This is a genomic window from Solibacillus sp. FSL K6-1126 (genome assembly GCF_038003445.1).
Lineage (GTDB): Bacteria > Bacillota > Bacilli > Bacillales_A > Planococcaceae > Solibacillus > Solibacillus silvestris.
On record NZ_JBBOPD010000001.1, the window covers coordinates 2,232,570 to 2,255,013 of the forward strand.

A 22,444-nucleotide genomic window follows, 5' to 3' on the forward strand; every position below is an offset into this window, starting at 1 on the left:
AACGCTTTAAAATATTCAGATTATATTTTCATTACGCCGCCTTGGGAAGCATTTGTTACTAATGCTGAGTAACGTGCCAACCAGCCGCGCTTAATTTTTGGTTCAAATGGTTTTAAATTTAAACGACGCTCTGCAAGAATTTCGTCGGAAACTTGTAGATTAATTGTTCTGCTTGGCAAATCAATTATAATTGTATCGCCATTTTCGATTAATGCGATTGGACCGCCTTCAGCAGCTTCCGGAGAAATATGGCCGATTGAAATACCGCGAGATGCACCTGAGAAACGGCCATCTGTAATGAGTGCGACTTTCGTTCCTAACCCACGTCCTTGAATTGCAGAAGTTGGTGCCAGCATTTCCGGCATACCTGGCCCGCCTTTTGGACCTTCATAGCGAATGACAACTACATGTCCTTCACGTACTACGCCGTCATCGATTGCCTGCTGTGCTTCTTCCTGTGATTCGAATACAATCGCTTCGCCTGTAAAGGTTTTAATAGAAGGATCAACCGCACCGACCTTAATTACCGAGCCTTCAGGGGCAATATTTCCGAATAACACGGAAAGTCCGCCTACAGCACTATATGGATTATCTTTTGTGCGAATGACACGATCATTCGTAATTTCATAGTCTTTCACAAGCTCTCTCATGGAAACACCTGCGATTGTTGGTCTGTCAGGGTGAATTGCCCCTGGAATTTTTGTTAATTCATTAATAATCGCCTGAACACCGCCCGCTTTTGCAATGTCATCCATCGAAATATCCGATGCCGGCATTATTTTTGCAATGTACGGAACACGTTCTGCTACTTTATTAATGTCTTCAATGTTGTAGTCAATTTCTGCTTCATTGGCAATTGCCAATGTATGAAGTACTGTATTTGTAGAACCGCCCATTGCCATATCAAGAGCAAAAGCATCATCAATCGCTTCTTTTGTAACAATGTCACGTGGTTTTACATCTTCTTTAATCATGCGTACTAAATGCTTCGCTGCTTCGTAAATTAATTCTTTACGTTTTTCGCTTGTTGCAACAATTGTACCGTTGCCCGGTAATGCTAAACCTAACATTTCCATTAAGCAGTTCATTGAGTTAGCAGTGAACATTCCTGAACAAGAGCCGCATGTTGGACACGCATTGTTTTCAATATCAAGCAGCTCTTCAGCAGTCATCGTACCTGCTTTATGTGCACCGACTCCTTCAAAAACACTCGTTAACGATAATGTTTTCCCTGAAGAAGAAGTACCTGCTTCCATTGGTCCTCCTGATACGAATACAGAAGGAACATTTGTACGAACAGCTGCCATTAACATACCTGGTGTAATTTTGTCACAGTTTGGTATGTAGAATACTCCGTCAAACCAGTGTGCATTAATAACCGTTTCAGCTGAATCGGCTATGATTTCACGTGATGGCAAAGAGTAGCGCATCCCGATATGCCCCATTGCAATTCCGTCATCGACTCCAATAGTATTGAACTCGAATGGAATCCCGCCTGCTTCAATAATGGCCTCTTTTACTACGTCCGCAAATTCTCGTAAATGGACATGGCCTGGAATAATATCAATATAAGAATTACATACACCGATAAATGGCTTCTCTAAATCTCTTGCCTTTACTTTACCTGTAGCATATAAAAGACTACGGTGTGGAGCTCGGTCAACTCCCATTTTGATCATATCACTTCTCATTTTTAAACGCCCCTCAACGTAATGCTTTTACTCTAGTTGTTTTTATATGTTCGATATTCAATTTAAATTTCAAATATTCGAAATTTTATAATTAGAAAGTATCGAAAGTTTTACACCTTATAAGCTCACATCAAAATGTCGCTTGAGTGATGTGGTGTACTAAATTGTTGTTATCATAGTACGAAACGAACTAGAACGTCAACACTATTTTTTGAATTTTTTATACAATTCAGAAAGTAAAGATTTATTGCAATCGCTTTCATCCTCATTGGTGTTACCTTTTAACTCTTTCGTCACACTTTTTACAAAAATTGAATTTTTAAAATTTTTTGTACATATTTATTGAGCCCCGTCTTTTTTCGCCACAAAAAAGAACCTAGCGCAATATTAGGCTAGATTCTATTAAATATCGTAATCTATTAGAGTAATAATAATTCAATAGCAAAGTTCAATATGATTAAACTGTGGATTCCTGCAAAAATTAATCCTTGTCGATCCAGTTTCTTCTTTAATGCCATATCCATATTAATCACCCCATTTTTTTAATATCCTAACTATACAACATTCAGCATAATAAATCAAAATATTTGGAATATTTAGATTTATAATATCGATCACATTTTTTCTTTAGCCATGGCATAATAAGCTTACAATTGAAAAGGAGTGAATGAAAGATGAAAAAAGCATTGATTGTCATTGATTATACGTATGATTTTGTAGCGGATGATGGTAAATTAACTTGCGGTAAGCCGGGACAGGCAATAGAAAACAATATTAGTACTCTTATAGAGCAATTTATTCAACAAAAAGATGTAGTCGTTTTCGCCAATGATTTACATGTTGAAAACGATCCGTATCATCCTGAATCTAAATTGTTTCCGCCGCATAATATTGCAGGAACAAAAGGCCGGGAACTGTATGGTTCGGTAAAAGATCTATATGTAACATACAAAGATTGTGTTATTTCATTTGATAAAACGCGTTATAGTGCCTTTGCAGGGACAAATTTAGATATTTTGCTAAGGGAACGCGGCGTGGAAGAAGTTGTACTGGTCGGTGTATGCACTGATATTTGCATTTTGCACACAGCGGTAGACAGTTATAATTTAGGCTATAAAATCAAAATTCCTGAATATGCCGTAGCAAGTTTTAATGAAATCGGACATAAATGGGCGCTTGGCCATTTCAAATCTTGTTTAGGTGCTTCCATTATTTAATTAAAAAGTAACATTATTTTATTATTCACTATAAAATGATTTTACTCCCATAATTTTCGGAACTGCATAAAAACTTCCAGCTAAAAAAATGTTTAAGCTTTTGCATGATAGGAAATAAATAACTAGATGCAATTATAATTCATAATCTTAAACAAAGGAGTTGGAAAGAATGATGAGTTTCATTTGGTTTTTAATTATCGGTGGTATTTTAGGTTGGTTAGCAGGAGTAATTTTAGGTAAGGATGTACCAGGAGGCATTATCGGTAATATTATTGCAGGTATTGTCGGTTCATGGATCGGTAGCATGATTTTAGGTAACTGGGGCTGGAAAGTATCAGACTTCTATGTATTCCCTGCATTAATCGGTGCCATCGTCTTAATCTTTATTGTAAGCTTTATCCTACGCTCAATGCGTAAAGCAACAAATTAAATATTTCTGCATCTAGAATAGTTTTAAAAGTGTGACTTGACGTCACACTTTTTTTATTTGTTTTCATCAAGCGCAATTTTTTTCAATTGATTCCCGTAATCACGGTACTGTTTATAGTAGAATAAGATATTTTCTACGTATTCATCACTATGATTATATTGAAATATCGCTTTTTTCAATTGCCCATCATTTACACCGGCGATTGATAAAAATTTAGCTGCACTGAACACGGCATCTTCAATATCAAAAGGATCAGCTATACCGTCACCGTTTGCATCAACCCCATATCCGCCATATTTTTTAATAACGGCAGGATTCGTTTTATCATGTTCCGGAATTTCCCCCTGCCCTAAGTCTTTGCATGATGGGTGTTGCCAGCCTACAAATGTACAAGGCATAAACTGAAGATGGCCTTCTGCGCCAACCGGTGATATAAGTGTAGACATTGTGGAAAACCGGGTTTCTACGCGATGATGTGCGGCAAGAAGCGTCCATGGAACACCGTATTTTTGTTCTGCTGCAACATATACAGGGATATATTCGATTGGAATTTCCAAATCAAACTGCTCCTGGATTTGCTGATACACCGTTTTTTCCGTAAAAGGCCAACCACGAATTTGCTGCCAACTAAAATAAGCAACAATATAAATTGTTAAAGTGATGGGGATAAGCAGAATAATTGTTAATATTTTTGTTTTCGGGGAGAGAACAGGTTTCTTTTTCTTACTTTTAGCCATAAATGCCACCAATCTATTATACATAATGAATTCATTATCTCTCATTCTACTAAAAAAGCAGGTAATTTTCACTGTTGAAAATTAAAGTGTCAATCGCTAGAATTAGAAATTGTGTAATATTATAAGAGGAGTTGCTATATTATGTGGAAAGATTTTAAAGAATTTGCGATGAAGGGCAATGTTATCGATTTAGCTGTTGCAGTTGTTATTGGTGCAGCATTCGGTAAAATTGTTACATCATTAGTTGAAAATATTATTATGCCGCTTGTCGGGATGCTTACAGGCGGAATCGATCTGACAAACGAATGGAAGTTTGGATCAGGTGAAGCACAAATAGCGTTAGGTGTGTTCGTTCAATCGATTATCGATTTCATTATTATTGCATTTGCTATTTTCATGGCATTACGATTACTGACTAAATTAAACCGTAAAAAAGAAGCGGAAGTTGTGGAAGAATCGACACCGGAACTCGATACAAAAGAAGAACTGTTAAAAGAAATCCGTGACTTATTAAAAAATGAACAAGCCAAATAATTTTTTTATCCTGGAGTACGGAGCGAACGTATTCCAGGTTTTTTTGTTTTTTAATTCAATTATTCCCCTATTCTACTTAATACTCGTTTCTCCTATTGTTCCTTTCATCTGTTCATGATAAATTGATGTAATACTCGATTCATTCGAAATGTTTAGTAAATTCATGTAAGGAAGTGTAATCCATGTCACAACGTTCAATTGAAACAAAATTAGTACAGCTCGGAAATTTAAGTGATGCCAAAACAGGTGCGATCAATCCACCGATCTATATGTCGACAGCCTATCAGCATACGGGTATAGGTGAATCGACAGGCTATGATTATACACGAACTAAAAATCCTACTCGTACAATCCTTGAACAAGGAATCGCAGATCTGGAAAACGGCGATGCGGGATTTGCATGCAGCTCAGGAATGGCTGCAGTACAGCTTGTCATGTCATTATTTAAACCGAACGATGAATTAATCGTTCCGGAAGACTTATATGGCGGAACATATCGTCTATTTAAAACATTTGCGGAAAACTACAATATTAAACCGGTATATAACCCATTTACTAACATTGAAGAGGTTGAAAGCTTAATCAATGAAAATACGAAAGCATTGTTTATCGAAACTCCGACAAACCCGTTAATGCAGGAAATCGATCTTGTGGCATATGCGGCACTAGCGGAAAAACATAACTTATTGCTAATTGTCGACAATACATTTTACACTCCGTATTTTCAGCGTCCCCTTGAATTAGGTGCACATATTGTTTTACATAGTGCAACGAAATATATTGGTGGACATAATGATGTATTGGCGGGTCTAGTCGTAGCAAAAGGTGCTGAATTATGTGAAAAGTTAGCATTCTACCATAACGGGATTGGTATGGTGCTTTCACCGATGGATTCATGGCTGCTGATTCGCGGACTGAAAACTTTGCATTTACGTTTAAAACAGCATGATGCGAATGCAAAAAAAGTTGCGGAATACTTGGCGAATGAACCTCTCGTGACAGATGTACTGTATACAGGAAAAGGCGGTATGCTGTCATTCCGCGTCAAAGATCGATCAATGGTCAACCCGTTTTTAAAAGGAATCAAGTTGATAACATTTGCTGAAAGTCTTGGAGGCGTGGAGAGTTTTATTACTTACCCTGCTACGCAAACGCATGCCGATATGCCGTATGAGGAACGTGTTGCACGAGGTGTATGTGACCGATTACTACGTTTCTCAGTAGGTATTGAAGAAGCAGAAGATTTAATCGCAGACTTACAGCAAGTTTTCGATTCGTTACGAGGTGAATTTGCATGACAAACCGCATTGAAACAGCATTAATACACGGGGCCATCCGTGAAGGCTATGCCGATAAAAAAGGCGCTGTAAACGTACCGATGTATTTATCATCGACTTTCCATCAGGAATCGATTGATGAATTTGGTGAATATGATTATGCGCGTTCAGGAAACCCGACACGTGCCGCATTGGAAAAGGCCATTGCCGAACTTGAAGGCGGTAATCGAGGGTTTGCATTTGCTACAGGTATGGCTGCTGTCTCTGCCTGCTTTATGATTTTATCTGCAGGCGACCATATTGTTATTACAGAAGACGTTTACGGTGGTACGTACCGTTTCGTTACAAAAGTATTGCCACGTTACGGTATTACGCATACATTTGTCGACTTCACTGACACGGAAGCAGTAAAAGCAGCAGTACGACCGGAAACGAAATTAATTTATATGGAAACACCTTCGAATCCTACATTAGGTATTACCGATATCCGTGCTGTGGTAGAAATCGCGAAACAACATGGTGCGCTAACGTTTTTAGATAATACGTTTATGACACCGTTGCATCAAAAGCCGCTGAAGTTAGGTGTAGACGTTGTCATTCATTCTGCAACAAAGTTTTTATCGGGGCATTCCGATATAGTAGCTGGGCTTGTTGTAACGAAAGATGAAGCGCTCGGTAATGAAATTTATTTCGTGCAAAATTCATTCGGTTCTGTACTTGGTGTACAGGATTGCTTCACGCTCATTCAAAATATGAAAACGACTGCCGTACGTTTTAATGAAGAATCAAGTGTTGCAATGCGGATTGCACAATTTTTACATGCACATCCATTAGTGGAAAAAGTATATTACCCTGGGCTCCCCACTCACCCAGGTTTTGAAATTCATGCGGCACAGGCAACTTCAGCGGGAGCGGTATTATCGTTTAGTTTACCGAACTATGACATTGCTAAAGCTTTTGTTGAAGCGATGAAAATCCCGGTATTTGCGGTTAGTCTTGGTGGTGTTGAATCGATCTTATCGTACCCAGCCAAAATGAGTCATGCGGCAATGGAACCGGAAGAACGCTCAAAACGCGGAATAACAGATGGTCTGCTGCGATTTTCAGTCGGTTTGGAAAATGAAGATGATCTAATTGAAGACTTTACTCAAGCATTGGAAATCGCAAATAAAATCAAGTAAATTACTGGTCGGTAAAATCTCTTAAAGTAGATTTTATCGGCCTTTTATAATGTCGCTTATTCGTTAATTACCGATAATAAATTGATTTCAAAGCCGCCGTCACAAGACGTAAAGTTATAATCTGTTAATGAACCGGTTACTTCCTCCGCTAATTTATCACATTGATAGTTTTCAATATTTTTACTTCCCCATTCGTCTTCCCTGTTATCAATTTCAATGTTAAAATGCTCGCCATTAAATTTTACAGCCCAATAAATTGGTGCACCCTCGATTGTATAGCGAGTTACTTTAAGTGTCTTTTGTTCCTTATCTTTAACATCCTTCAAAAACTGATGGAATAAATCCGAATTCTCAAGCTGTCCATGTTGATCAATCACTCGATCATTATCTATAGATTCGATTTGCGCCCGTTCCATTGTTTCGAAATGCTGCACGTTATCATTACAACCAGCTAAAAGTAGCAACAAACTAAATACAAGTATTTTTTTCATTCATCCTTCATCCCCTTTCTAAAGTTGACGTTAAAAAAGGAAAATAGTTACAGTAATATTTTATTTCGAATCCGAGATATTATTCTTGTCATTTTGTCAGTTGAGTAGTAAAGTGATAACTAAGAAAGGACGTGTACAGATGAAAAGTAATACATTAGGCTCTCTCATTTGGCTGCGAATGATGCGCTTTACCCATGAAAGTAATACCCTTTCGAATGAATTTTTAAAGCAATTTGATTTAACTACGGCGAAATTCGATGTCCTAATGCAAATCTCTTTATTTGAACCGATTCCCCAATCGGAACTTGCACAAAAAGTGACAGTAACACAAGGTGGAATTTCCCGTATGCTGGCACGACTTGAGCAAGAACAACTGATTATTAGACAGCAAAACTGGAAAACAAAATATATTTCATTAACTGAAAAAGGTACTGAACTTTTAAACAATGCGTATGACGCCCAACTCGCCTTCCAGACCTCTTTTTTCGATGAAACATTAACGAAGGAAGAGCAAAAAACCCTATATAAATTAATCTCTCGTGTCCAAAAAAATAGCGAAAAGCGCAGTAAATAATAATTGGAGGAATGAACAATGTATACAATTCCAGGACATCATCATATTTCGATGATTACGAAGAATGCACAGCAAAACAACAAATTTTACCGTGATATTTTAGGATTACGCCGTGTTAAAGTGACAGTTAATCAGGATGACACATCAATGTACCATCTCTTTTATGGTGATAAAACAGGCAGTCCGGGTACAGAGCTTTCATTTTTTGAGATTCCTTTAGTCGGGCGGACGCACCGAGGCACAAATGCCATTACAAAAATCGGTCTGATTGTACCAAGTGTTGACAGCCTGCACTATTGGGTAACTCGATTGGATGAATTAGGTGTAATAAATGATGGTATTACAACTTATGCGAACCGTCCTTCCCTCCTTTTTGAAGATGAGGAAGGTTTGCGTTTGGCACTTATAGCTGCACCCAATACAAAGGTGGCACATTGGGAAACGTATGAAAAATCCCCGATTCCGGTTGAACATCAAATCCAAGGAATGGGTACTGTTGAAATAACTGTGAAAAATAAAGGGAAACTGATTCGAACATTAACTGAAATTTTTGGCTATGAATTGAAAACACAGGATGAAACGACTGCCATTCTCCAATCAATCAATGGTGAAATGTTTGGGGAAATTTACATTATTGAACAGGATGGACCATCGGAAAAACCTGGTCGCGGCAGTATTCACCATTTAGCCATCCGAGTAAAAAATGATGAAGAATTGGCGTTTTGGGATGAACAAGTAAAAGCGCGAGGATTTATCTCATCCGGCATTGTTGACCGATTCTATTTTAAAAGCTTATATTTCCGTGAGTCGAACGGGATTTTAATTGAGATTGCGACAGATGGACCAGGCTTTTTACGCGACGGCGATGTGGAGTCGCTCGGGGAACAATTGGATTTACCGGATTTTTTAGAACCTCAGCGTGCGGAAATTACAGCAAAATTAAAGCCAATTTTATAAGGAGGCATTGAAATGGAACAATATCGAATCAATGAAAAAAACGGGATGGAATTTGGTCTTTATACATTAGGTGACCACATTCCGAATCCTTTAACTGGTTCACGCATTTCTGCACAGCAGCGAATTCAGGAAATTATCGAAGCAAGTCAATTAGCAGAACAAGCAGGCATCGAAGTATTTGCAGTCGGTGAAAGTCATCAGCAATATTTTACAACACAGGCGCATACAGTCGTACTTGGTGCGATCGCCCAGGCAACAAAAAGCATCAAACTGACAAGCTCTGCGACGGTATTAAGTGTGGCGGATCCAGTTCGTGTTTACGAGGATTTTGCGACAATCGATTTACTTTCAAATGGCCGTGCAGAAATTGTTGCAGGACGCGGCTCAAGGGTTGGCGCACATGAGCTGTTCGGGGTTAGTCTGCGTGACTACGAAGAAATTTTTGAGGAAAAGCTCGCTTTGCTTAAACAGTTAAATGATAATACGGTTGTTAACTATAACGGAAAATTCCGTCCTGCTTTAAAAGATGCACATATTTTACCTCAACCTTTAAATGGCTCGATTCCGATTTGGCGTGCTGTTGGCGGACCTCCCGGAAGTGCGATTAAAGCTGGCTATATGGGAATTCCAATGATGCTGACAACATTAGGCGGACCTTCAATTAACTTTAAAGCTTCTGTTGATGCATACCGTGAAGCCGCAGATCGCAACGGATTTGATGCTGCATCTTTACCGATTGCAACGACGAGTTTGTTTTATGTTGCGGAAACGGAAAAAGAAGCGGTTGACGGGATGCACCCGCATTTAAGCGGTGGTTTCCAGGCAATTCGCGGTCAAGGCTATCCGCGCTGGCAAGTGGAACAGGCACCTCAAGTGGAAGATGCACTCATGGTAGGTAGTCCGAACCAAATTATTGAAAAGATACTGTACCAATATGAATTGTTCGGCATGCAGCGTTTCATGGCCCAAATCGATTTTGGCGGTGTGCCGTTTGATAAAGTAATGAAAAATATTGAACTGATCGGTAACGAGATCATCCCTGCGATTAAAAAGTATACTGCGAAATAAAATGAAGCGGTTGACTCATAATCCAAAATATCCACTTTTCTCTCGGAGAAAAGTGGATATTTTTCACTATACATTAATTCGATTTTAAAAAGTCAGGATCCATGTAGGCCGGATTCGGGTATTTGTAGAAGCCTTCGCCTGTTGAAACACCCATTTTACCTTGATCGATCATTTCACATTTAATTTTTTCAGCTACTAATTTAGCTCCAGGATCGTGTTCTGCACGCATTAAGTTTAAGTTATATGGTGTTTCCATTCCTACAATATCATATATTGCAAATGGTCCGCGTGGCGAGCCAGTTGAAACCATCCAGTTTTTATCTATCGTTTGGGGATCTGCTATATCTTTCACCCAAAGTTCCATTGCAGCAGATAAAAACGGTACTAATAAAGAATTAAGAATGTAGCCTGGCTGCTCTTTTTTCAGTACAAACGGAATCATACCGATATTCCGTGCGAAATCTGCCACTTGTTCCACATACTGCCTATCTGTTCCGGGATGCCCCATTACTTCCGCAGTATTGTTTTGCCAAATCGAGTTCGCAAAATGCAGGGCCAGGAACTTTTCCGGACGGCCAGTAAACTCAGCAAATTGACTCGGTAATAATGTTGAGGAATTGGAAGCAAAGACTGTTTTTTCAGGTGCCACTTTCCCGAGCTTTTCATAAAAGTTCTGTTTGATCTCTATACGTTCCGGCACTGCTTCAATAACAAGATCTGCATCTTTTGTCGCCTCTCCTAAATCGGAGTAAAACTTAAGACTGTTAGATGCTTTTTCTGCACGGTCAACGTCTTGAAAATATTTGCCATATGTTGTTTTTAATGTTGCCATCCGCTGTTTTGCTTTAGTAATTGCGTCTTCATTAATATCATAAACACTTACTTCAAATCCGAAAAATGCAGACTGGAAAGCGATTTGGCTTCCTAATACACCGCTGCCCGCAATTGTAACCTTTTTATAATTCATATGGACCTCTCCTTTGTAATAAGCTCAATTACTTTTAACCTGTTCCATTTAAAATGAACGAAATCCATTGAGAGTATTCCCATATTTACAGAAAATGAAAAGGATTACTTCATATATTGACAATTAGTCAGAGACATTCATTCAATAAAAAACCCGCGAAGGGAATGACTCCTTCGCGGGTTTCAAATTATACAGTTACTTTACTTTTAGTTGCAACACTTTCCCATACCTTTTCGATACGTTCTTTTGCTGCTTCTTCCACTATAAAGCCAGTGTCCGTTTTTGTTACTTGTGAATCAACGATATAAATTGGAGTTGAAATTGTTGTCGCTCCTAAAATAGAAAGTACCGGCTTCAATGAATATTCCAATGCCAATAAATGTGCGATCGATCCGCCGATTGCAACTGGTACGACTGCTTTGTTTTCCAGGCCTTTTTGCGGCAGCAAATCAATAAATGTTTTTAAAATACCAGTATAGGAGCCTTTATAAATCGGTGTGAGGAAAAATACGATATCAGCCTCCCCTACTTTGACAATTTCTTTTGCAATCGTTTCACTCGCATAGTTCGCAGTAATTAAATCTTCCGCAGGCAATTGATGAACCTGAATTGTTTCATGCGAAATACCATACTGCTCAAGCAATGATTCAATCGATTGCTGTACGCCTGTTAATCGGGATGTCACACTGTTTCCACCATTAATTAAAACTGCTTTTGTCATGATTCAATCCTCCTAAATATTTTGTAAAGTATAACGGGATGGAACTTGTTTTAAGCCTAAGTTTTCACGTAGCGTTTTGCCTTCATATTCTTTACGGAATACCCCGCGCTTTTGAAGCTCAGGAATGACTAAATCAATAAAATCGGTAAAGCCGCCCGGGAAATACGGAGGCATTAAGTTAAAGCCATCTGCCGCTTCCTGATCTACCCACTCAATTAACTGATCGGCTATTTCACTTGGCGAACCGAATATAATGCGATGACCGCGTGATCCGGCGATACGCAAATACAATTCACGAATTGTCAGGTTTTCACGTTCCGCCAGTTCGATGATCAGCTTCTGACGGCTGCGGTTACCATTTGTCGGAGGGATATCTTTCGGCAATGGGCCATCCAGGTCATATTTCGACAGATCCACCCCTAAGTAGTCTGCTAAAAAGTCCAAGCCTATTTCCGGGGTAATTAACTGTTGCAGTTCTTCATATTTGGCATAAGCTTTTTCTTTCGTTTCCGCTACATAAATTGACACGCCCGGCATGATTTTGATATCATCGCGGTCACGTCCTGCAGCAACTGCCTTATCTTTCAGTATTTTATAAAATTGTCGTGCATCTCCAAGCGTCTGCTGTGCAGTAAAAATAACATCTGCTTGCTGTGCCGCAAGTGTGGTACCGGCTTCCGATGATCCTGCCTGTACTAAAACCGGTCTTCCTTGAGGTGGACGCGATGAATTTAACGGACCACGAACTGCGTAATATTCACCTTTATGGTTTAACGTGTGCAGCTTCCCTTTTGTAATATATTCACCTGTCTGTTTATTACGTGCCAATGCATCATCTTCATAAGAATCCCATAGACCTTTTACTACTTCCACAAATTCGTCTGCCCGATCATAACGCAGAGAATGATCCAAATGCTGGTCCTTGTTAAAGTTGCTCGCTTCTGCTGAATAGTAACTTGTTACAATATTCCATGCAGCACGCCCCCCGCTTAAATGGTCAAGCGATGAAAACTTACGTGCAATGTGAAATGGCTCATTGTACGTAGTTGAAGCAGTAGCGGTTAAACCGATATTTTTAGTCACCGTGGATAAAACACTTAGTAATGTAAGTGGTTCAAAGCGAACTTGCTCTGCCGGGTGTGAAAGTTCATTAAATGATAAACCATCACTTAAAAACAGCATATCTAATTTACCTTGCTCGGCTTTGACAGCAACTTCTTTAAAAAATTCTACATTCTCACTTGCGTCAGCCTGTGCATCCGGATGACGCCATGAAGCGATGTGATGCCCTGTACCCATTAAAAATACGCCTAATTTCATTTGTTTTTTTGTCATTTGCGTACCTCCTATACTAACTGTTCTTCGCGTTTAGCTAATATTTCATGAACTAGTGGAATGACCTTTTTACCAATCTCTTCAATGACCTCCAAATGAGGGAAACCACGCAGCAGTACTTTATCAAAACCTAAATCGACAAACTCCACAATCCGCTCAGCTACTTGCTGTGGTGTCCCGACCAGCGCAATCGAATTGCCTGATAAAACTTGCGTTAACCCTGCCCAAATATTCGGGGCAATCACAAAATTATTGTCTTTAGACTCAAGCATTAACTGATGAAGGCGGCTCACACCTACTGCTCCGTTGCTAACTGTATTAGCATGTTTTGCTTCCAATACTTCAGGGTCGACTTGGCTAATAATTTTGTTTGCATTTTCAAACGCAGCTTCTTCTGTTTCACCTAAAACAACCTGGAATGAAACACTGTAAGAAAGATCGCGATTTTTTTCTTTTGCCAGTTTAACAACCGAATCAAGCTCTTGTTTTGTCGTTTCCAATGTTTCACCCCAAAGCATATATACGTCAGCCACATCTGTTGCAACTTCTTTTGCAATTGGTGATGAACCACCGAAGAAAATTGGTGGCGCATTTTTAACAGGCAATGGTAAGTTCGCTCCTTTTAATGTGTAAAACTCGCCATTATAATCAAACGTTTCCCCGTTAAACAGGCGTTTTAAAATTTCAATATACTCACGTGTACGCTTGTAACGATCTGTATGAGATAAGAAATCCCCGTCATTCTCAAGTTCTTTTGGTGCACCGCCTGTTACGACATTGACAAATACACGGTTATTCGTCCAGTAATTGACTGATGAATACTGTTTTGCCAGTTGTGTAGGCGCAGTAGAACCAGGTCGAACTGCAATCAGGTAATTCAATGTCTTCGTATGTGCCGTCAAATGCGAAGCAGCAACCAATGAATCAACACAGCTTCCGCCAATCGGTAACAGTAATGTTGAAAAGCCTGCTTTTTCAGCTGCCTGTGCAACTTTTGTAATATACTCCACAGAAGGTTCACGATCAGAATCAACGCCGACACCTGACCATGTTTGTGCACCTTTATTTGACGTTTGGTTCCCTACATATTCACTATCGCCAGAAGTTGGCGCCATTGTAATAAACTCTACTTTTGTCATTTTAATTCCTCCTTATTTTGTAACCGGTGCACTTGCTACTACTTCATCAGCCGGTAATTCGTTGGATTGTTGAATTGTGCCTGATTTTAACTGCTCTGCTACCTGTGCAAAAGATTGATTTGCCGGAATGTTAATAAATGAAATTTGCTCTTCCTGTGCTTTTTTGTAAGATAATTCGCAGAAAGTTTCAGGTGGTGCAACAAAAGTTGTCGCTCCCAGTTCAATTGCTTTACGTAATGTTGCGCCACGGCGTCCTTCTGTTAAATCAAGTGCCGGATTACGCAAATCTTCTACAGAATGGTCCTGCTGAATAATACGTAAAATTGTTCCTTCCACAATCGGTGTTACAATACCTTCATCATTTACTACAACTGCAATCGCCATTTTAAAATCCCCCTGTTATTTTGTTATTTGAGCAACTTCGGCAGCTTTCTGCAAGCTTTGTGCCAAGTCGTTTTTAATATCTTCAATATCTTCCAGACCAATAGATAAACGGATCAGACCAGGTGTTACACCACTCGCCAACTGCTGTTCAGTTGATAGTCGTGAATGCGATGTGCTTGCCGGATGGATGACAAGTGACTTCGAGTCGCCGACATTGGCAACATGTGAAAGTAGCTGAACATTATTAATAAATGCCTTCGCTGCCTCTAGTCCGCCTTTGATACCAAAGCTGAAAATCGACCCTGCCCCTTTTGGTAAATACTTCTCTACCAAATTGTTTGGATCATTGCCAGGTAGTGTCGGATAATTTACCCATTCCACTAAATCATGCTCCGCTAAATATTCAGCAACTGCCTGTGCGTTTACAACATGCTGACGAACGCGAACTGCCAGTGATTCAAGACCTTGAATGAAAAGCCAAGCATTGAACGGTGATAATGTGGCACCTAAATCATGCCCTAGCTCGAAGCGTGCTTTCGTAATAAATGCTTTTTCTCCAGCGGCTTCTACAAACGAACGGTTGCCGATTAATTCATTCGGTTCAACGAAGCTTGTGAATCGAGGCGCTTTCCACTCAAATTTACCGCCGTCAATAATTGCACCACCTAGCGAAGTTCCGTGACCGCCGATAAATTTTGTTGTGGAATGCACAACAATATCTGCTCCAAATTCAATCGGCTTTGATAAGTAAGGTGTCGCAAATGTATTATCAACAATAAGCGGGACGTCTTGACGATGGGCTACTTGTGCCAATCCTTCAATATCTGCAATTTGCAAGCTCGGATTGCCGATTGTTTCAGTGAATACGGCGCGTGTTTTATCATTGATTGCTGCTTCAACTTCCTGTAAGTCAGATCCTTCGACAAAGCGTACTGTAACACCGAAGCGAGGCAATGTTTTAGAGAACAATGTATACGTCCCGCCATAAAGGGCATTCGTTGCTACAATCTCATCTCCTGCCTGTGCGACAGTCAGTACAGCAATTAAGATTGCCGCCTGTCCGGAAGCGACCGCAAATCCACCGACACCACCCTCCAATGCAGCAAGACGCTCTTCAAATACAGCATTTGTCGGGTTGGCATTTCGCGAATATAAATAGCCGCTTTCCTGTAATTTAAACAAGTTTGCTGCGTGTTCCGTGTCATCAAATACATATGAAGTTGTCTGATACAGCGGAACTGCACGGGAGCGTGTTACCGGATCAACTGTTTGACCTGTATGGAGAGCGATTGTTTCCTGATTTAAAAATGTCATATGAAAGATTCTCCTTTAATAAAGAAATTTTTGAGTAAGTGTAAGCAATTCCTGTTCTGTCAGTTCACCTTTTACGGTGTGTACAACTTTTCCATCTTGCAAAAATAACGTCGTCGGCAATGTTAAAATTTCATAGCTTTCTTTCAGCTGCCCTTGACGGTCTAACAGAATCGGAAACGGCAAATCAAATTTCGTTAAGTATTGATTGACCAGCCTTGTCGGTTCTTCCACATTGACTGCATAAAGCTCAATGGTATGTGACTGAAGTATTTCATACGCCGCTTTGAACGAGGGCATTTCCCGTTCACAAGGGGGGCAGTAGGTTGCCCAGAAGTTGACGATGTAACTTCCTTCATTTGGAAGAGCCAATTGCTCCCCGGAAGAAGTTTGAAGTACAATATCTTCGGATTTTGCTTCGGCCTTCTGTTTGGAAGCATTTGAAATAATGGCGTAGCTTAGTGCGACAATTAGTACAGAAAATAATAAAAGCTGAATCCATTTTTTCATTTTAGCTTCACCTCGATTTCAGGCATTTCATGTAGTTGGCCATAGCTGACATGGGAAATTACTTTATAAATACCGGTACCGTCAAAGCTCGTTTCAATCGCATACTTACCATCCCCGCTAGTATCTGGAGTCACGGAACCAATGGCATTGCCGGTTGGATTGATCAGTTCGAATTCAATTTCCACATCGTTTTGAATTGGTTTACCGTTGTACGTTACGGTTGCTGTGATCGTTACAGGTTCGAATGCTTCGAGCTCAGATTTACTGGCATTTAATGTTACATCGAGCGTTTCATTTGCTTGTGCACTACATCCGGTAAGCAGTAGCACTGTAAGTAAAAGTCTTTTCATTTACCATCAGCCTTTAAATTTGTCCAGAACAGCAGGCGTTTTTTTAATTTTTCAAATGCAATCATGATAGCGACAATAATAATACTGTTAAAAATAATGCCTGCCAGCACGTAATGATATTGTGAGAAGTCACTGTAATACTGGATGAAAAAGCCCATTCCTGATGAAGCACCGAACATTTCGGCGATCGTTAAAATCAAGAAGCTCATACCAAGTGATGTACTCGCACCACTTAAAATATGGGGTGCACTTGCGGGCAACACGACTTTCAGCAAAAACGTCGGTCCTTTTAAACCAAGAGATTTCGCATTGTCAAGATAATGCTTTTCAATCAGCAGGACGCCCTGAATCGTCCCTAAAAATACTGGCCAAAATGCGCCGATAAAAATAAGAGACATCGAAGCTGTTTGGAAAGTCGGTAAAATTGCAATGACATATGGTATGAACAGCGTTGGCGGAATCGGACTTAGTGCATGAAAATAAGGCATTAATATTTCACGTGACCGTTTGTTCAATCCGAAAAACAGACCGCCTACAATACCTGTCACCAATGCTCCGAAAAATCCAGGAATCAGCAATTTCATCGAGCTTACTACACCAGTTACAAGCTCCCCTATTTTTGCGAAAAAGGATTCAATGACCGTTAGCGGCTGCGGGAATATAACCGGGTTAATCCATGTCGCATATTTTGTGACAAGTGCCCAGACGACAATAAATATAATTCCTATAAAAATAGTAAGATTATAGCGTTTAAAAAATGTGAGCATTCCATCCCACCCCTTAAATGTTTTGTTCATTAAATCGAACGAGCTGATCTTTGTAATAAGCATCATCCGGATATTGTTCGATTAGCTCATTTAATGCTTTTTCGTATAGATCGATATTTACATACTCGTTTACATCAATATCATCCACATTTTCAACATAACCGATTTCTTTCATCTGCCCCCACATTTGAACTACTTTCTCTCTGCTTGGATCAGAAGAATAGTTCGAGTGGCTGTCGTTTACAATCGTATTAATTACTTTATCATCGACTTTCATATATTCTTTCGCTGCAGTTACTGCTGAATGCGGGTCTTCAATTTTTTTACGCTCCGCGCGAATAAGCGCTTTTAAGAAACGTTTATATGCTTCACCATCTTCATCCGCCAACAGTTCCGAGCGTGTTACAACACGGCAGCATACATGCCCTTCCTGTAAATCATTGCTCCATGCAACTGCTTCAAGACCCATATCAACAGCCTGTGCGTAGAATGAGTTTGCTGATACTGCAACGTCCACTTTTCCTGATGCTACAGCTTCAAGTAGCATACTACCTGTTTTGAATTCAACAATTTCCAGATCTTTTTTCCAGTCGATACCTGCATCTTCAAGCGCAGAACGGAAAACAATATCCGATGTAAAGATCCTGATCGTTCCAACTTTTTTTCCTTTATAGCTTTCAAGTGAAGTATATTGCCCCGCGTTTTCCTTTTTCGTTAAAATCGGGTGTCCGCCCTCCAAATGGCCTCCGATAATGGAGAAATCCGAGCCGTTTGCGATAAACGTTAAGGGGCCAGCTGTACCGAATGTTAATCCGACATCAATTTTCCCCGCCTGGAGTGCATTCAGTCCGTCTGCCGAGTTTGCAAAGCCAACACGATTGACCGAAATATGTTCTTCTTCAAAATAGCCTTCCTGATGAGCAATGTCGACAAGTGTTCCACCTGCAGACTGACTTAAACCAACCGTGATTTCATAATCGTCAGAGGCTGCTCCTTTTGAAATTTGTTCATCATCTCCGCATGCAGCGAGTAAACCTACTGTTAAAGCGAATGAAGCGATCCATTTCTGATTTGTTTTTTTCATTTAACGATCCTCCTATATTCCTGCTCCATCTGCTATTTCTGTTTTTAAACTATTGACGATCTGTTCGTTCATCTCGTTTAAAAGGGATTCACGAAATGCACGGAACTCCTTGTTTTCATATAGTTTTTGACGATCCGTCCCTTTTTTCTCAATCGGTACTTGGATGCTTTTCGTCACCGCCCCGTTTTTCCCGGGAGCAAAGATGACAATCCGGTCCGCCAAATAAATGGCTTCGTCAACATCATGTGTAACAAATACGACTGTACGTTTTTGTTCGGCACTAATTTGAACAAGCAGATCCTGCAGTTGAATACGCGTGACAGGATCCAAAGCGCCAAAAGGTTCATCCATCAGCAGTAAATCCGAACCGTAGCTTAATGCCCGTGCAATCGCTGCACGCTGTTTCATACCACCGGACATTTGACCAGGATATTTTTTTACGGCGTGCCCTAAATGGACAAGTGTCAAATATTGCTCTGCGATATTTGCCAGTTCTTTTTTCGGCATTTTTTTATTTCGCTGTTTTAGTGCAAGCATGACATTCGCCTGTGCCGTCAGCCATGGGAATAAGGAATAATCCTGGAATACGACACCACAATCAGGGTGCGTTTCCTTCACGGATTTACCGTTTATTTCGATATTGCCATTTGAAAATGGTTCAAGCCCTGCCATCATTCGAAGCAATGTACTTTTCCCACATCCGGAAGGTCCCATAAATACGAGAAACTCGCCTTCTTTTACTTCAAGCTGAATATTGTTCAGAATTTTTGTCGTCGCATCATAACTGAAATCGATATTCTGGACTTTAATCTTCGTTTTGTACTCGGTACTCTCTTCCGTAGATATAGGGTTTTGTTGTGGCACTGGACGTTCCAATAATTGAACCATGTACTCACTCTCCTAACAGAAATTTTCTACCTAATGATTGGATCGAAGTATCAACCGGAACATGCAATGTCATCGTCCTTAAATTCCGCCAATAGCGGTCAAACCCATAGTGACTTGCAGTAGCGCGGCTACCCATCACTTCGAAAATTTTTGATGTAATATCGAGCCCTACTTGCGTTGTGAAGATTTTCGCTGTTTGCAGTGCATCATCCAAATTACTGCGATGCTCCGATGTAATTATTCCGGGTTGATCCCAAAGCTCCTGTAATAATTGATCCGCTTTTTTCACAACCAGATTTGCAGCTTCAACCTGTACGTAAAACTGGCCGTAATGATGCTGGATAATTGAATCTTCAATCGCCGATGTCTGTGTAATAGCACGCGGTCTTGTTTGTTCTCTTGTATATGTAAGCGCTGATTGAAGAGCACCTTCTGAAATCCCTAAATAAACATGGTTTAAAATAAATGTAGCGATATTCAGACGTAGCTGTGAAAACTCGCTTGCGTAAAAGCCTTGCTGCAACACTTCTTCATCATGTACTTCAACATCGTTGAAAAGAATCGTTCCACTGTCTGTCTGGCGTTGCCCCATATTGTCCCAATCGCCTTTTATATCTACACCTATCCGTTTACTAGGAATAACGACCAATAATGGCTCATCCTGCCCTTCCACTAACGCCGATACTAATAATACATCTGAATCGACACTACCAGAACAGAACGTTTTTACGCCGTTTAACAAATAGCCTGTTGTTGTTTTTTTAGCCTTTAGTTGAATAGCCACCGGGTTGAATGCATTCCCCCAAAAATAATTATGTTTGGCTGTTTCACGGTAATAAAATTCCTTTTGCTCTTGTGACCCGCATAAATGCGGTGTAACGAGATTGATAAAATGATAGCCTAAAACATGTGCAAGTGAACTATCCGCACGTGCAATCGTTCGGACAACTTGAAACACATCATGCCAATTCCCACCTAAACCACCGTATTCTGTCGGAATTAAAAGTTTTAAAAGTCCGCTTTCTCGTATTAAATCCCGCTCTTTTTTAGCATTGCCTCCGATTTTATCCCTCACTACGGCTGTCTGTTTAAACTGTTCGGCAAGCTTTTCAGCGATTTCATCAATATGTGCAACTGCTCCCATAACACCTCTCCTTTACTAGTTATAGAATTTTCTTGCAATTCAGTATTCTTAATTCGTTAGTTTACAGATGCATGTATTTAAAGTCAATAGCTAATTTAAACAATTCATACTGGAATAGTATGCTTTTAGCGGATTAACGTAAAAAAGCATATTTATTTGTATTTATTTAGAAATTAATAATGTGATTTAAAGATGAATTCGAGGTTATAAGAAGAAAAAACCGCTATTTGGTGCTGCACCCCAAAAGTTAGAGTTAAAAAACTAACTTTTGGGGTGTTTTTCTATGGTTAAATATAGCGAAGAATTCAAATTGATGGTGGTTAAAGACTACCTGAGTAGTTCATTAAGTTATCGAGTAACAGCTAGGAAACATGGCGTCGCTGAAGAATCTCAAGTAAGACGTTGGGTGCGTGCTTTTAAAGAATTTGGTCAAGGTAGCCTATCGATTAAGAAAAAGAAGCAGTTTTATTCTGTTCAATTTAAATTAGATATATTAAACTTTATGAAACAAACAGGTGCTTCTTATCTAGATACAGCGATTCAATTTAATATGAATAATCCAAGTTTAATCGCAAATTGGTACAGTAAATTTTTAAAAGAAGGGATAGAGGGCCTGCAAGAAAAAGCAAAGGGGCGCCCATCTATGTCTAAAAAATCAAAAACTACACAAAAGAAGCAAGAAAAAGAACTGTCACGTGAGGAACAGTTAGAGCGCGAAAATGAACTGCTTCGTTTGGAGGTTGCGTATTTAAAAAAGTTGAAGGCTTTTCGAGAGAATCCGGATGCCTTTCTCGAAAAGCACAAGCAGCGATTACCTTTGGACTCAAAGAAGAAGGATTCCGATTGATAGATATTTTAAAACGAGTGGACATTCCAGAAGCAACGTATCATTATCATATCAAACAAATGAATCAGGAAGATCCGGATAAAGCATGGAAAACATTGATTTTAGAGACGTTTGAGAAACATGAGGGTCGATATGGCTATCGCCGAATTCACGCAGAATTAAAGGCAGAAGGACACATAATCAACCATAAAAAAGTACAGCGAATCATGAATGAAATGAATTTGAAATGTGAGAAATTCGGGCGTAAATCTCGTTATAAATCTTATAAAGGAACTGTGGGTAAGGTCGCAAAGAATCGATTAAACAGACGTTTTATCACACCAAATGCCCTTCAAAAATTAGTAACAGACATAACCGAATTTAAGTGTACAGATGATGAAAAATTGTATCTAAGTCCCATCATGGATTTATTCAACGGTGAAATACTCGGTTTCAGTATGTCGAAACGCCCTACACTCGATTTCGTAATGGAGGCACTTGACCAAACACTTCCGATTATTCATGAGCAGGCGAATTATCGAACAACGATTCATTCGGATCAGGGGTGGCATTATCAACATAACAAATGGGTGAAAACATTAAAGAGAAACAAGATTTTCCAAAGCATGTCTCGTAAAGCAACATGTGCAGACAATGCGGCCATGGAGAACTTCTTTGGCATACTCAAACAAGAAATGTATTATGGGGAAGTATTGATTTCCTATGAAGCGTTACAGAAGAAAATTGTGAAGTACATCAGTTATTACAATAATGATCGAATTAAACAAAAACTGGCCGGCATGAGCCCGGTAAAATACCGAACTCATACCAGCCAATTAGCTGCATAATAAAAACTCTAAC

25 protein-coding genes are annotated in these 22,444 nt (G+C 39.7%); 10 read left to right on the top strand and 15 right to left on the bottom strand.

The window, feature by feature from the left end:
- Nucleotides 1–20: 20 nt before the first annotated feature.
- Nucleotides 21–1,691 (bottom strand): dihydroxy-acid dehydratase, encoded by a 1,671-nt coding sequence (ilvD, locus tag MHH44_RS10890; RefSeq protein WP_339261862.1) that lies wholly within the window; start codon nucleotides 1,689–1,691, stop codon nucleotides 21–23.
- 674 nt (nucleotides 1,692–2,365) lie between these two features.
- On the opposite strand from ilvD, the gene MHH44_RS10895 reads away from it, so the two are divergent.
- Nucleotides 2,366–2,908 (top strand): cysteine hydrolase family protein, encoded by a 543-nt coding sequence (locus MHH44_RS10895; RefSeq protein WP_339261864.1) that lies wholly within the window; start codon nucleotides 2,366–2,368, stop codon nucleotides 2,906–2,908.
- 169 nt (nucleotides 2,909–3,077) lie between these two features.
- Nucleotides 3,078–3,338 carry a GlsB/YeaQ/YmgE family stress response membrane protein gene (locus tag MHH44_RS10900; protein ID WP_008403685.1) on the top strand — a complete coding sequence of 87 codons (261 nt, stop codon included), beginning with the start codon at nucleotides 3,078–3,080 and terminating at the stop codon, nucleotides 3,336–3,338.
- Between the two features lie 53 nt (nucleotides 3,339–3,391).
- On the opposite strand, the gene MHH44_RS10905 is transcribed toward MHH44_RS10900, so the two are convergent.
- Nucleotides 3,392–4,075 carry a lytic transglycosylase domain-containing protein gene (locus MHH44_RS10905; protein WP_008403686.1) on the bottom strand — a complete coding sequence of 228 codons (684 nt, stop codon included), beginning with the start codon at nucleotides 4,073–4,075 and terminating at the stop codon, nucleotides 3,392–3,394.
- A 141-nt stretch (nucleotides 4,076–4,216) separates the two neighbouring features.
- Between MHH44_RS10905 and mscL the strand changes: the two genes are divergently transcribed.
- The 3 genes from mscL to MHH44_RS10920 all read left to right on the top strand — a co-directional run bounded on the left by mscL (nucleotide 4,217) and on the right by MHH44_RS10920 (nucleotide 7,067).
- Nucleotides 4,217–4,609: a large conductance mechanosensitive channel protein MscL gene (gene mscL / locus MHH44_RS10910; RefSeq protein WP_008403687.1), complete on the top strand. Its 393-nt coding sequence runs from the start codon at nucleotides 4,217–4,219 to the stop codon at nucleotides 4,607–4,609.
- Between the two features lie 182 nt (nucleotides 4,610–4,791).
- Nucleotides 4,792–5,907, top strand: coding sequence for a methionine biosynthesis PLP-dependent protein (locus MHH44_RS10915; protein WP_340798564.1), 1,116 nt, complete (start codon nucleotides 4,792–4,794; stop codon nucleotides 5,905–5,907).
- Nucleotides 5,904–7,067, top strand: coding sequence for an aminotransferase class I/II-fold pyridoxal phosphate-dependent enzyme (locus MHH44_RS10920; RefSeq protein ID WP_340798565.1), 1,164 nt, complete (start codon nucleotides 5,904–5,906; stop codon nucleotides 7,065–7,067). Before MHH44_RS10915 ends, MHH44_RS10920 begins: the two co-directional genes overlap by 4 nt.
- Before the next feature lie 56 nt (nucleotides 7,068–7,123).
- On the opposite strand, the gene MHH44_RS10925 is transcribed toward MHH44_RS10920, so the two are convergent.
- Nucleotides 7,124–7,558, bottom strand: coding sequence for a DUF4362 domain-containing protein (locus MHH44_RS10925; protein WP_339261872.1), 435 nt, complete (start codon nucleotides 7,556–7,558; stop codon nucleotides 7,124–7,126).
- A 139-nt stretch (nucleotides 7,559–7,697) separates the two neighbouring features.
- Between MHH44_RS10925 and MHH44_RS10930 the strand changes: the two genes are divergently transcribed.
- The 3 genes from MHH44_RS10930 to MHH44_RS10940 are packed head-to-tail and all read left to right on the top strand — an operon-like array spanning nucleotide 7,698 to nucleotide 10,157.
- Nucleotides 7,698–8,132, top strand: a complete 435-nt coding sequence (locus MHH44_RS10930) for a MarR family winged helix-turn-helix transcriptional regulator (RefSeq protein ID WP_339261874.1) — start codon at nucleotides 7,698–7,700, stop codon at nucleotides 8,130–8,132.
- Nucleotides 8,133–8,150: 18 nt separating this feature from the next.
- Nucleotides 8,151–9,089: a ring-cleaving dioxygenase gene (locus MHH44_RS10935; RefSeq protein ID WP_339261875.1), complete on the top strand. Its 939-nt coding sequence runs from the start codon at nucleotides 8,151–8,153 to the stop codon at nucleotides 9,087–9,089.
- A 12-nt stretch (nucleotides 9,090–9,101) separates the two neighbouring features.
- Complete coding sequence (locus MHH44_RS10940; RefSeq protein WP_014823772.1) at nucleotides 9,102–10,157, top strand: LLM class flavin-dependent oxidoreductase; 1,056 nt, start codon at nucleotides 9,102–9,104, stop codon at nucleotides 10,155–10,157.
- Between the two features lie 73 nt (nucleotides 10,158–10,230).
- Here MHH44_RS10940 and MHH44_RS10945 read toward each other — a convergent pair whose 3' ends face one another.
- From MHH44_RS10945 to MHH44_RS11000, 12 genes are all read right to left on the bottom strand, one after another.
- Nucleotides 10,231–11,124, bottom strand: coding sequence for a 3-hydroxyacyl-CoA dehydrogenase (locus tag MHH44_RS10945; RefSeq protein WP_339261877.1), 894 nt, complete (start codon nucleotides 11,122–11,124; stop codon nucleotides 10,231–10,233).
- 187 nt (nucleotides 11,125–11,311) lie between these two features.
- The gene (gene ssuE, locus MHH44_RS10950) at nucleotides 11,312–11,845 is read right to left on the bottom strand and encodes an NADPH-dependent FMN reductase (protein ID WP_065215895.1); all 534 of its coding nucleotides are present in this window, start codon (nucleotides 11,843–11,845) and stop codon (nucleotides 11,312–11,314) included.
- Between the two features lie 12 nt (nucleotides 11,846–11,857).
- Nucleotides 11,858–13,180 carry an LLM class flavin-dependent oxidoreductase gene (locus tag MHH44_RS10955; RefSeq protein ID WP_340798566.1) on the bottom strand — a complete coding sequence of 441 codons (1,323 nt, stop codon included), beginning with the start codon at nucleotides 13,178–13,180 and terminating at the stop codon, nucleotides 11,858–11,860.
- 11 nt (nucleotides 13,181–13,191) lie between these two features.
- Nucleotides 13,192–14,319 carry an LLM class flavin-dependent oxidoreductase gene (locus MHH44_RS10960; protein WP_340798567.1) on the bottom strand — a complete coding sequence of 376 codons (1,128 nt, stop codon included), beginning with the start codon at nucleotides 14,317–14,319 and terminating at the stop codon, nucleotides 13,192–13,194.
- Between the two features lie 12 nt (nucleotides 14,320–14,331).
- On the bottom strand, nucleotides 14,332–14,703 hold the full coding sequence (locus MHH44_RS10965; protein WP_014823767.1) for a hypothetical protein: 372 nt from the start codon (nucleotides 14,701–14,703) through the stop codon (nucleotides 14,332–14,334).
- A 15-nt stretch (nucleotides 14,704–14,718) separates the two neighbouring features.
- Nucleotides 14,719–16,017, bottom strand: coding sequence for an O-acetylhomoserine aminocarboxypropyltransferase/cysteine synthase family protein (locus MHH44_RS10970; protein ID WP_339261885.1), 1,299 nt, complete (start codon nucleotides 16,015–16,017; stop codon nucleotides 14,719–14,721).
- 15 nt (nucleotides 16,018–16,032) lie between these two features.
- Nucleotides 16,033–16,524 carry a redoxin domain-containing protein gene (locus tag MHH44_RS10975; protein ID WP_340798568.1) on the bottom strand — a complete coding sequence of 164 codons (492 nt, stop codon included), beginning with the start codon at nucleotides 16,522–16,524 and terminating at the stop codon, nucleotides 16,033–16,035.
- A complete protein-coding gene (locus MHH44_RS10980) occupies nucleotides 16,521–16,874 on the bottom strand; it encodes a FixH family protein (RefSeq protein ID WP_340798569.1) in 354 nt (117 codons plus the stop codon). Before MHH44_RS10980 ends, MHH44_RS10975 begins: the two co-directional genes overlap by 4 nt.
- The gene (locus MHH44_RS10985; protein ID WP_340798570.1) at nucleotides 16,871–17,641 is read right to left on the bottom strand and encodes an ABC transporter permease; all 771 of its coding nucleotides are present in this window, start codon (nucleotides 17,639–17,641) and stop codon (nucleotides 16,871–16,873) included. Before MHH44_RS10985 ends, MHH44_RS10980 begins: the two co-directional genes overlap by 4 nt.
- Before the next feature lie 13 nt (nucleotides 17,642–17,654).
- Complete coding sequence (locus MHH44_RS10990; RefSeq protein ID WP_340798571.1) at nucleotides 17,655–18,725, bottom strand: ABC transporter substrate-binding protein; 1,071 nt, start codon at nucleotides 18,723–18,725, stop codon at nucleotides 17,655–17,657.
- 12 nt (nucleotides 18,726–18,737) lie between these two features.
- Entirely contained in the window at nucleotides 18,738–19,613 is an 876-nt protein-coding gene (locus tag MHH44_RS10995; protein ID WP_340798572.1) for an ABC transporter ATP-binding protein, read from the bottom strand.
- A 4-nt stretch (nucleotides 19,614–19,617) separates the two neighbouring features.
- Complete coding sequence (locus tag MHH44_RS11000; protein WP_340798573.1) at nucleotides 19,618–20,757, bottom strand: acyl-CoA dehydrogenase family protein; 1,140 nt, start codon at nucleotides 20,755–20,757, stop codon at nucleotides 19,618–19,620.
- 283 nt (nucleotides 20,758–21,040) lie between these two features.
- Between MHH44_RS11000 and MHH44_RS11005 the strand changes: the two genes are divergently transcribed.
- The gene (locus tag MHH44_RS11005; RefSeq protein ID WP_340797817.1) at nucleotides 21,041–21,604 is read left to right on the top strand and encodes a helix-turn-helix domain-containing protein; all 564 of its coding nucleotides are present in this window, start codon (nucleotides 21,041–21,043) and stop codon (nucleotides 21,602–21,604) included.
- The gene (locus MHH44_RS11010; protein ID WP_340799483.1) at nucleotides 21,568–22,431 is read left to right on the top strand and encodes an IS3 family transposase; all 864 of its coding nucleotides are present in this window, start codon (nucleotides 21,568–21,570) and stop codon (nucleotides 22,429–22,431) included. The genes MHH44_RS11005 and MHH44_RS11010 overlap by 37 nt, the downstream gene beginning before the upstream one ends.
- Nucleotides 22,432–22,444: the final 13 nt, after the last annotated feature.

Coding starts and splice junctions, on each gene's coding strand:
- MHH44_RS10895 (WP_339261864.1), top strand. CDS start 2,366: ATGAAAAAAGCATTGATTGTCATTGATTATACGTATGATTTTGTAGCG.
- ssuE (WP_065215895.1), bottom strand. CDS start 11,845: ATGACAAAAGCAGTTTTAATTAATGGTGGAAACAGTGTGACATCCCGA.
- MHH44_RS11000 (WP_340798573.1), bottom strand. CDS start 20,757: ATGGGAGCAGTTGCACATATTGATGAAATCGCTGAAAAGCTTGCCGAA.
- MHH44_RS10945 (WP_339261877.1), bottom strand. CDS start 11,124: ATGAATTATAAAAAGGTTACAATTGCGGGCAGCGGTGTATTAGGAAGC.
- MHH44_RS10925 (WP_339261872.1), bottom strand. CDS start 7,558: ATGAAAAAAATACTTGTATTTAGTTTGTTGCTACTTTTAGCTGGTTGT.
- MHH44_RS10900 (WP_008403685.1), top strand. CDS start 3,078: ATGATGAGTTTCATTTGGTTTTTAATTATCGGTGGTATTTTAGGTTGG.
- MHH44_RS10930 (WP_339261874.1), top strand. CDS start 7,698: ATGAAAAGTAATACATTAGGCTCTCTCATTTGGCTGCGAATGATGCGC.
- mscL (WP_008403687.1), top strand. CDS start 4,217: ATGTGGAAAGATTTTAAAGAATTTGCGATGAAGGGCAATGTTATCGAT.
- MHH44_RS10975 (WP_340798568.1), bottom strand. CDS start 16,524: ATGAAAAAATGGATTCAGCTTTTATTATTTTCTGTACTAATTGTCGCA.
- MHH44_RS10970 (WP_339261885.1), bottom strand. CDS start 16,017: ATGACATTTTTAAATCAGGAAACAATCGCTCTCCATACAGGTCAAACA.
- MHH44_RS10940 (WP_014823772.1), top strand. CDS start 9,102: ATGGAACAATATCGAATCAATGAAAAAAACGGGATGGAATTTGGTCTT.
- MHH44_RS10985 (WP_340798570.1), bottom strand. CDS start 17,641: ATGCTCACATTTTTTAAACGCTATAATCTTACTATTTTTATAGGAATT.
- MHH44_RS11005 (WP_340797817.1), top strand. CDS start 21,041: ATGGTTAAATATAGCGAAGAATTCAAATTGATGGTGGTTAAAGACTAC.
- MHH44_RS10995 (WP_340798572.1), bottom strand. CDS start 19,613: ATGGTTCAATTATTGGAACGTCCAGTGCCACAACAAAACCCTATATCT.
- MHH44_RS10965 (WP_014823767.1), bottom strand. CDS start 14,703: ATGGCGATTGCAGTTGTAGTAAATGATGAAGGTATTGTAACACCGATT.
- MHH44_RS10920 (WP_340798565.1), top strand. CDS start 5,904: ATGACAAACCGCATTGAAACAGCATTAATACACGGGGCCATCCGTGAA.
- ilvD (WP_339261862.1), bottom strand. CDS start 1,691: ATGAGAAGTGATATGATCAAAATGGGAGTTGACCGAGCTCCACACCGT.
- MHH44_RS10955 (WP_340798566.1), bottom strand. CDS start 13,180: ATGACAAAAAAACAAATGAAATTAGGCGTATTTTTAATGGGTACAGGG.
- MHH44_RS10905 (WP_008403686.1), bottom strand. CDS start 4,075: ATGGCTAAAAGTAAGAAAAAGAAACCTGTTCTCTCCCCGAAAACAAAA.
- MHH44_RS10980 (WP_340798569.1), bottom strand. CDS start 16,874: ATGAAAAGACTTTTACTTACAGTGCTACTGCTTACCGGATGTAGTGCA.
- MHH44_RS10990 (WP_340798571.1), bottom strand. CDS start 18,725: ATGAAAAAAACAAATCAGAAATGGATCGCTTCATTCGCTTTAACAGTA.
- MHH44_RS10935 (WP_339261875.1), top strand. CDS start 8,151: ATGTATACAATTCCAGGACATCATCATATTTCGATGATTACGAAGAAT.
- MHH44_RS10960 (WP_340798567.1), bottom strand. CDS start 14,319: ATGACAAAAGTAGAGTTTATTACAATGGCGCCAACTTCTGGCGATAGT.
- MHH44_RS10915 (WP_340798564.1), top strand. CDS start 4,792: ATGTCACAACGTTCAATTGAAACAAAATTAGTACAGCTCGGAAATTTA.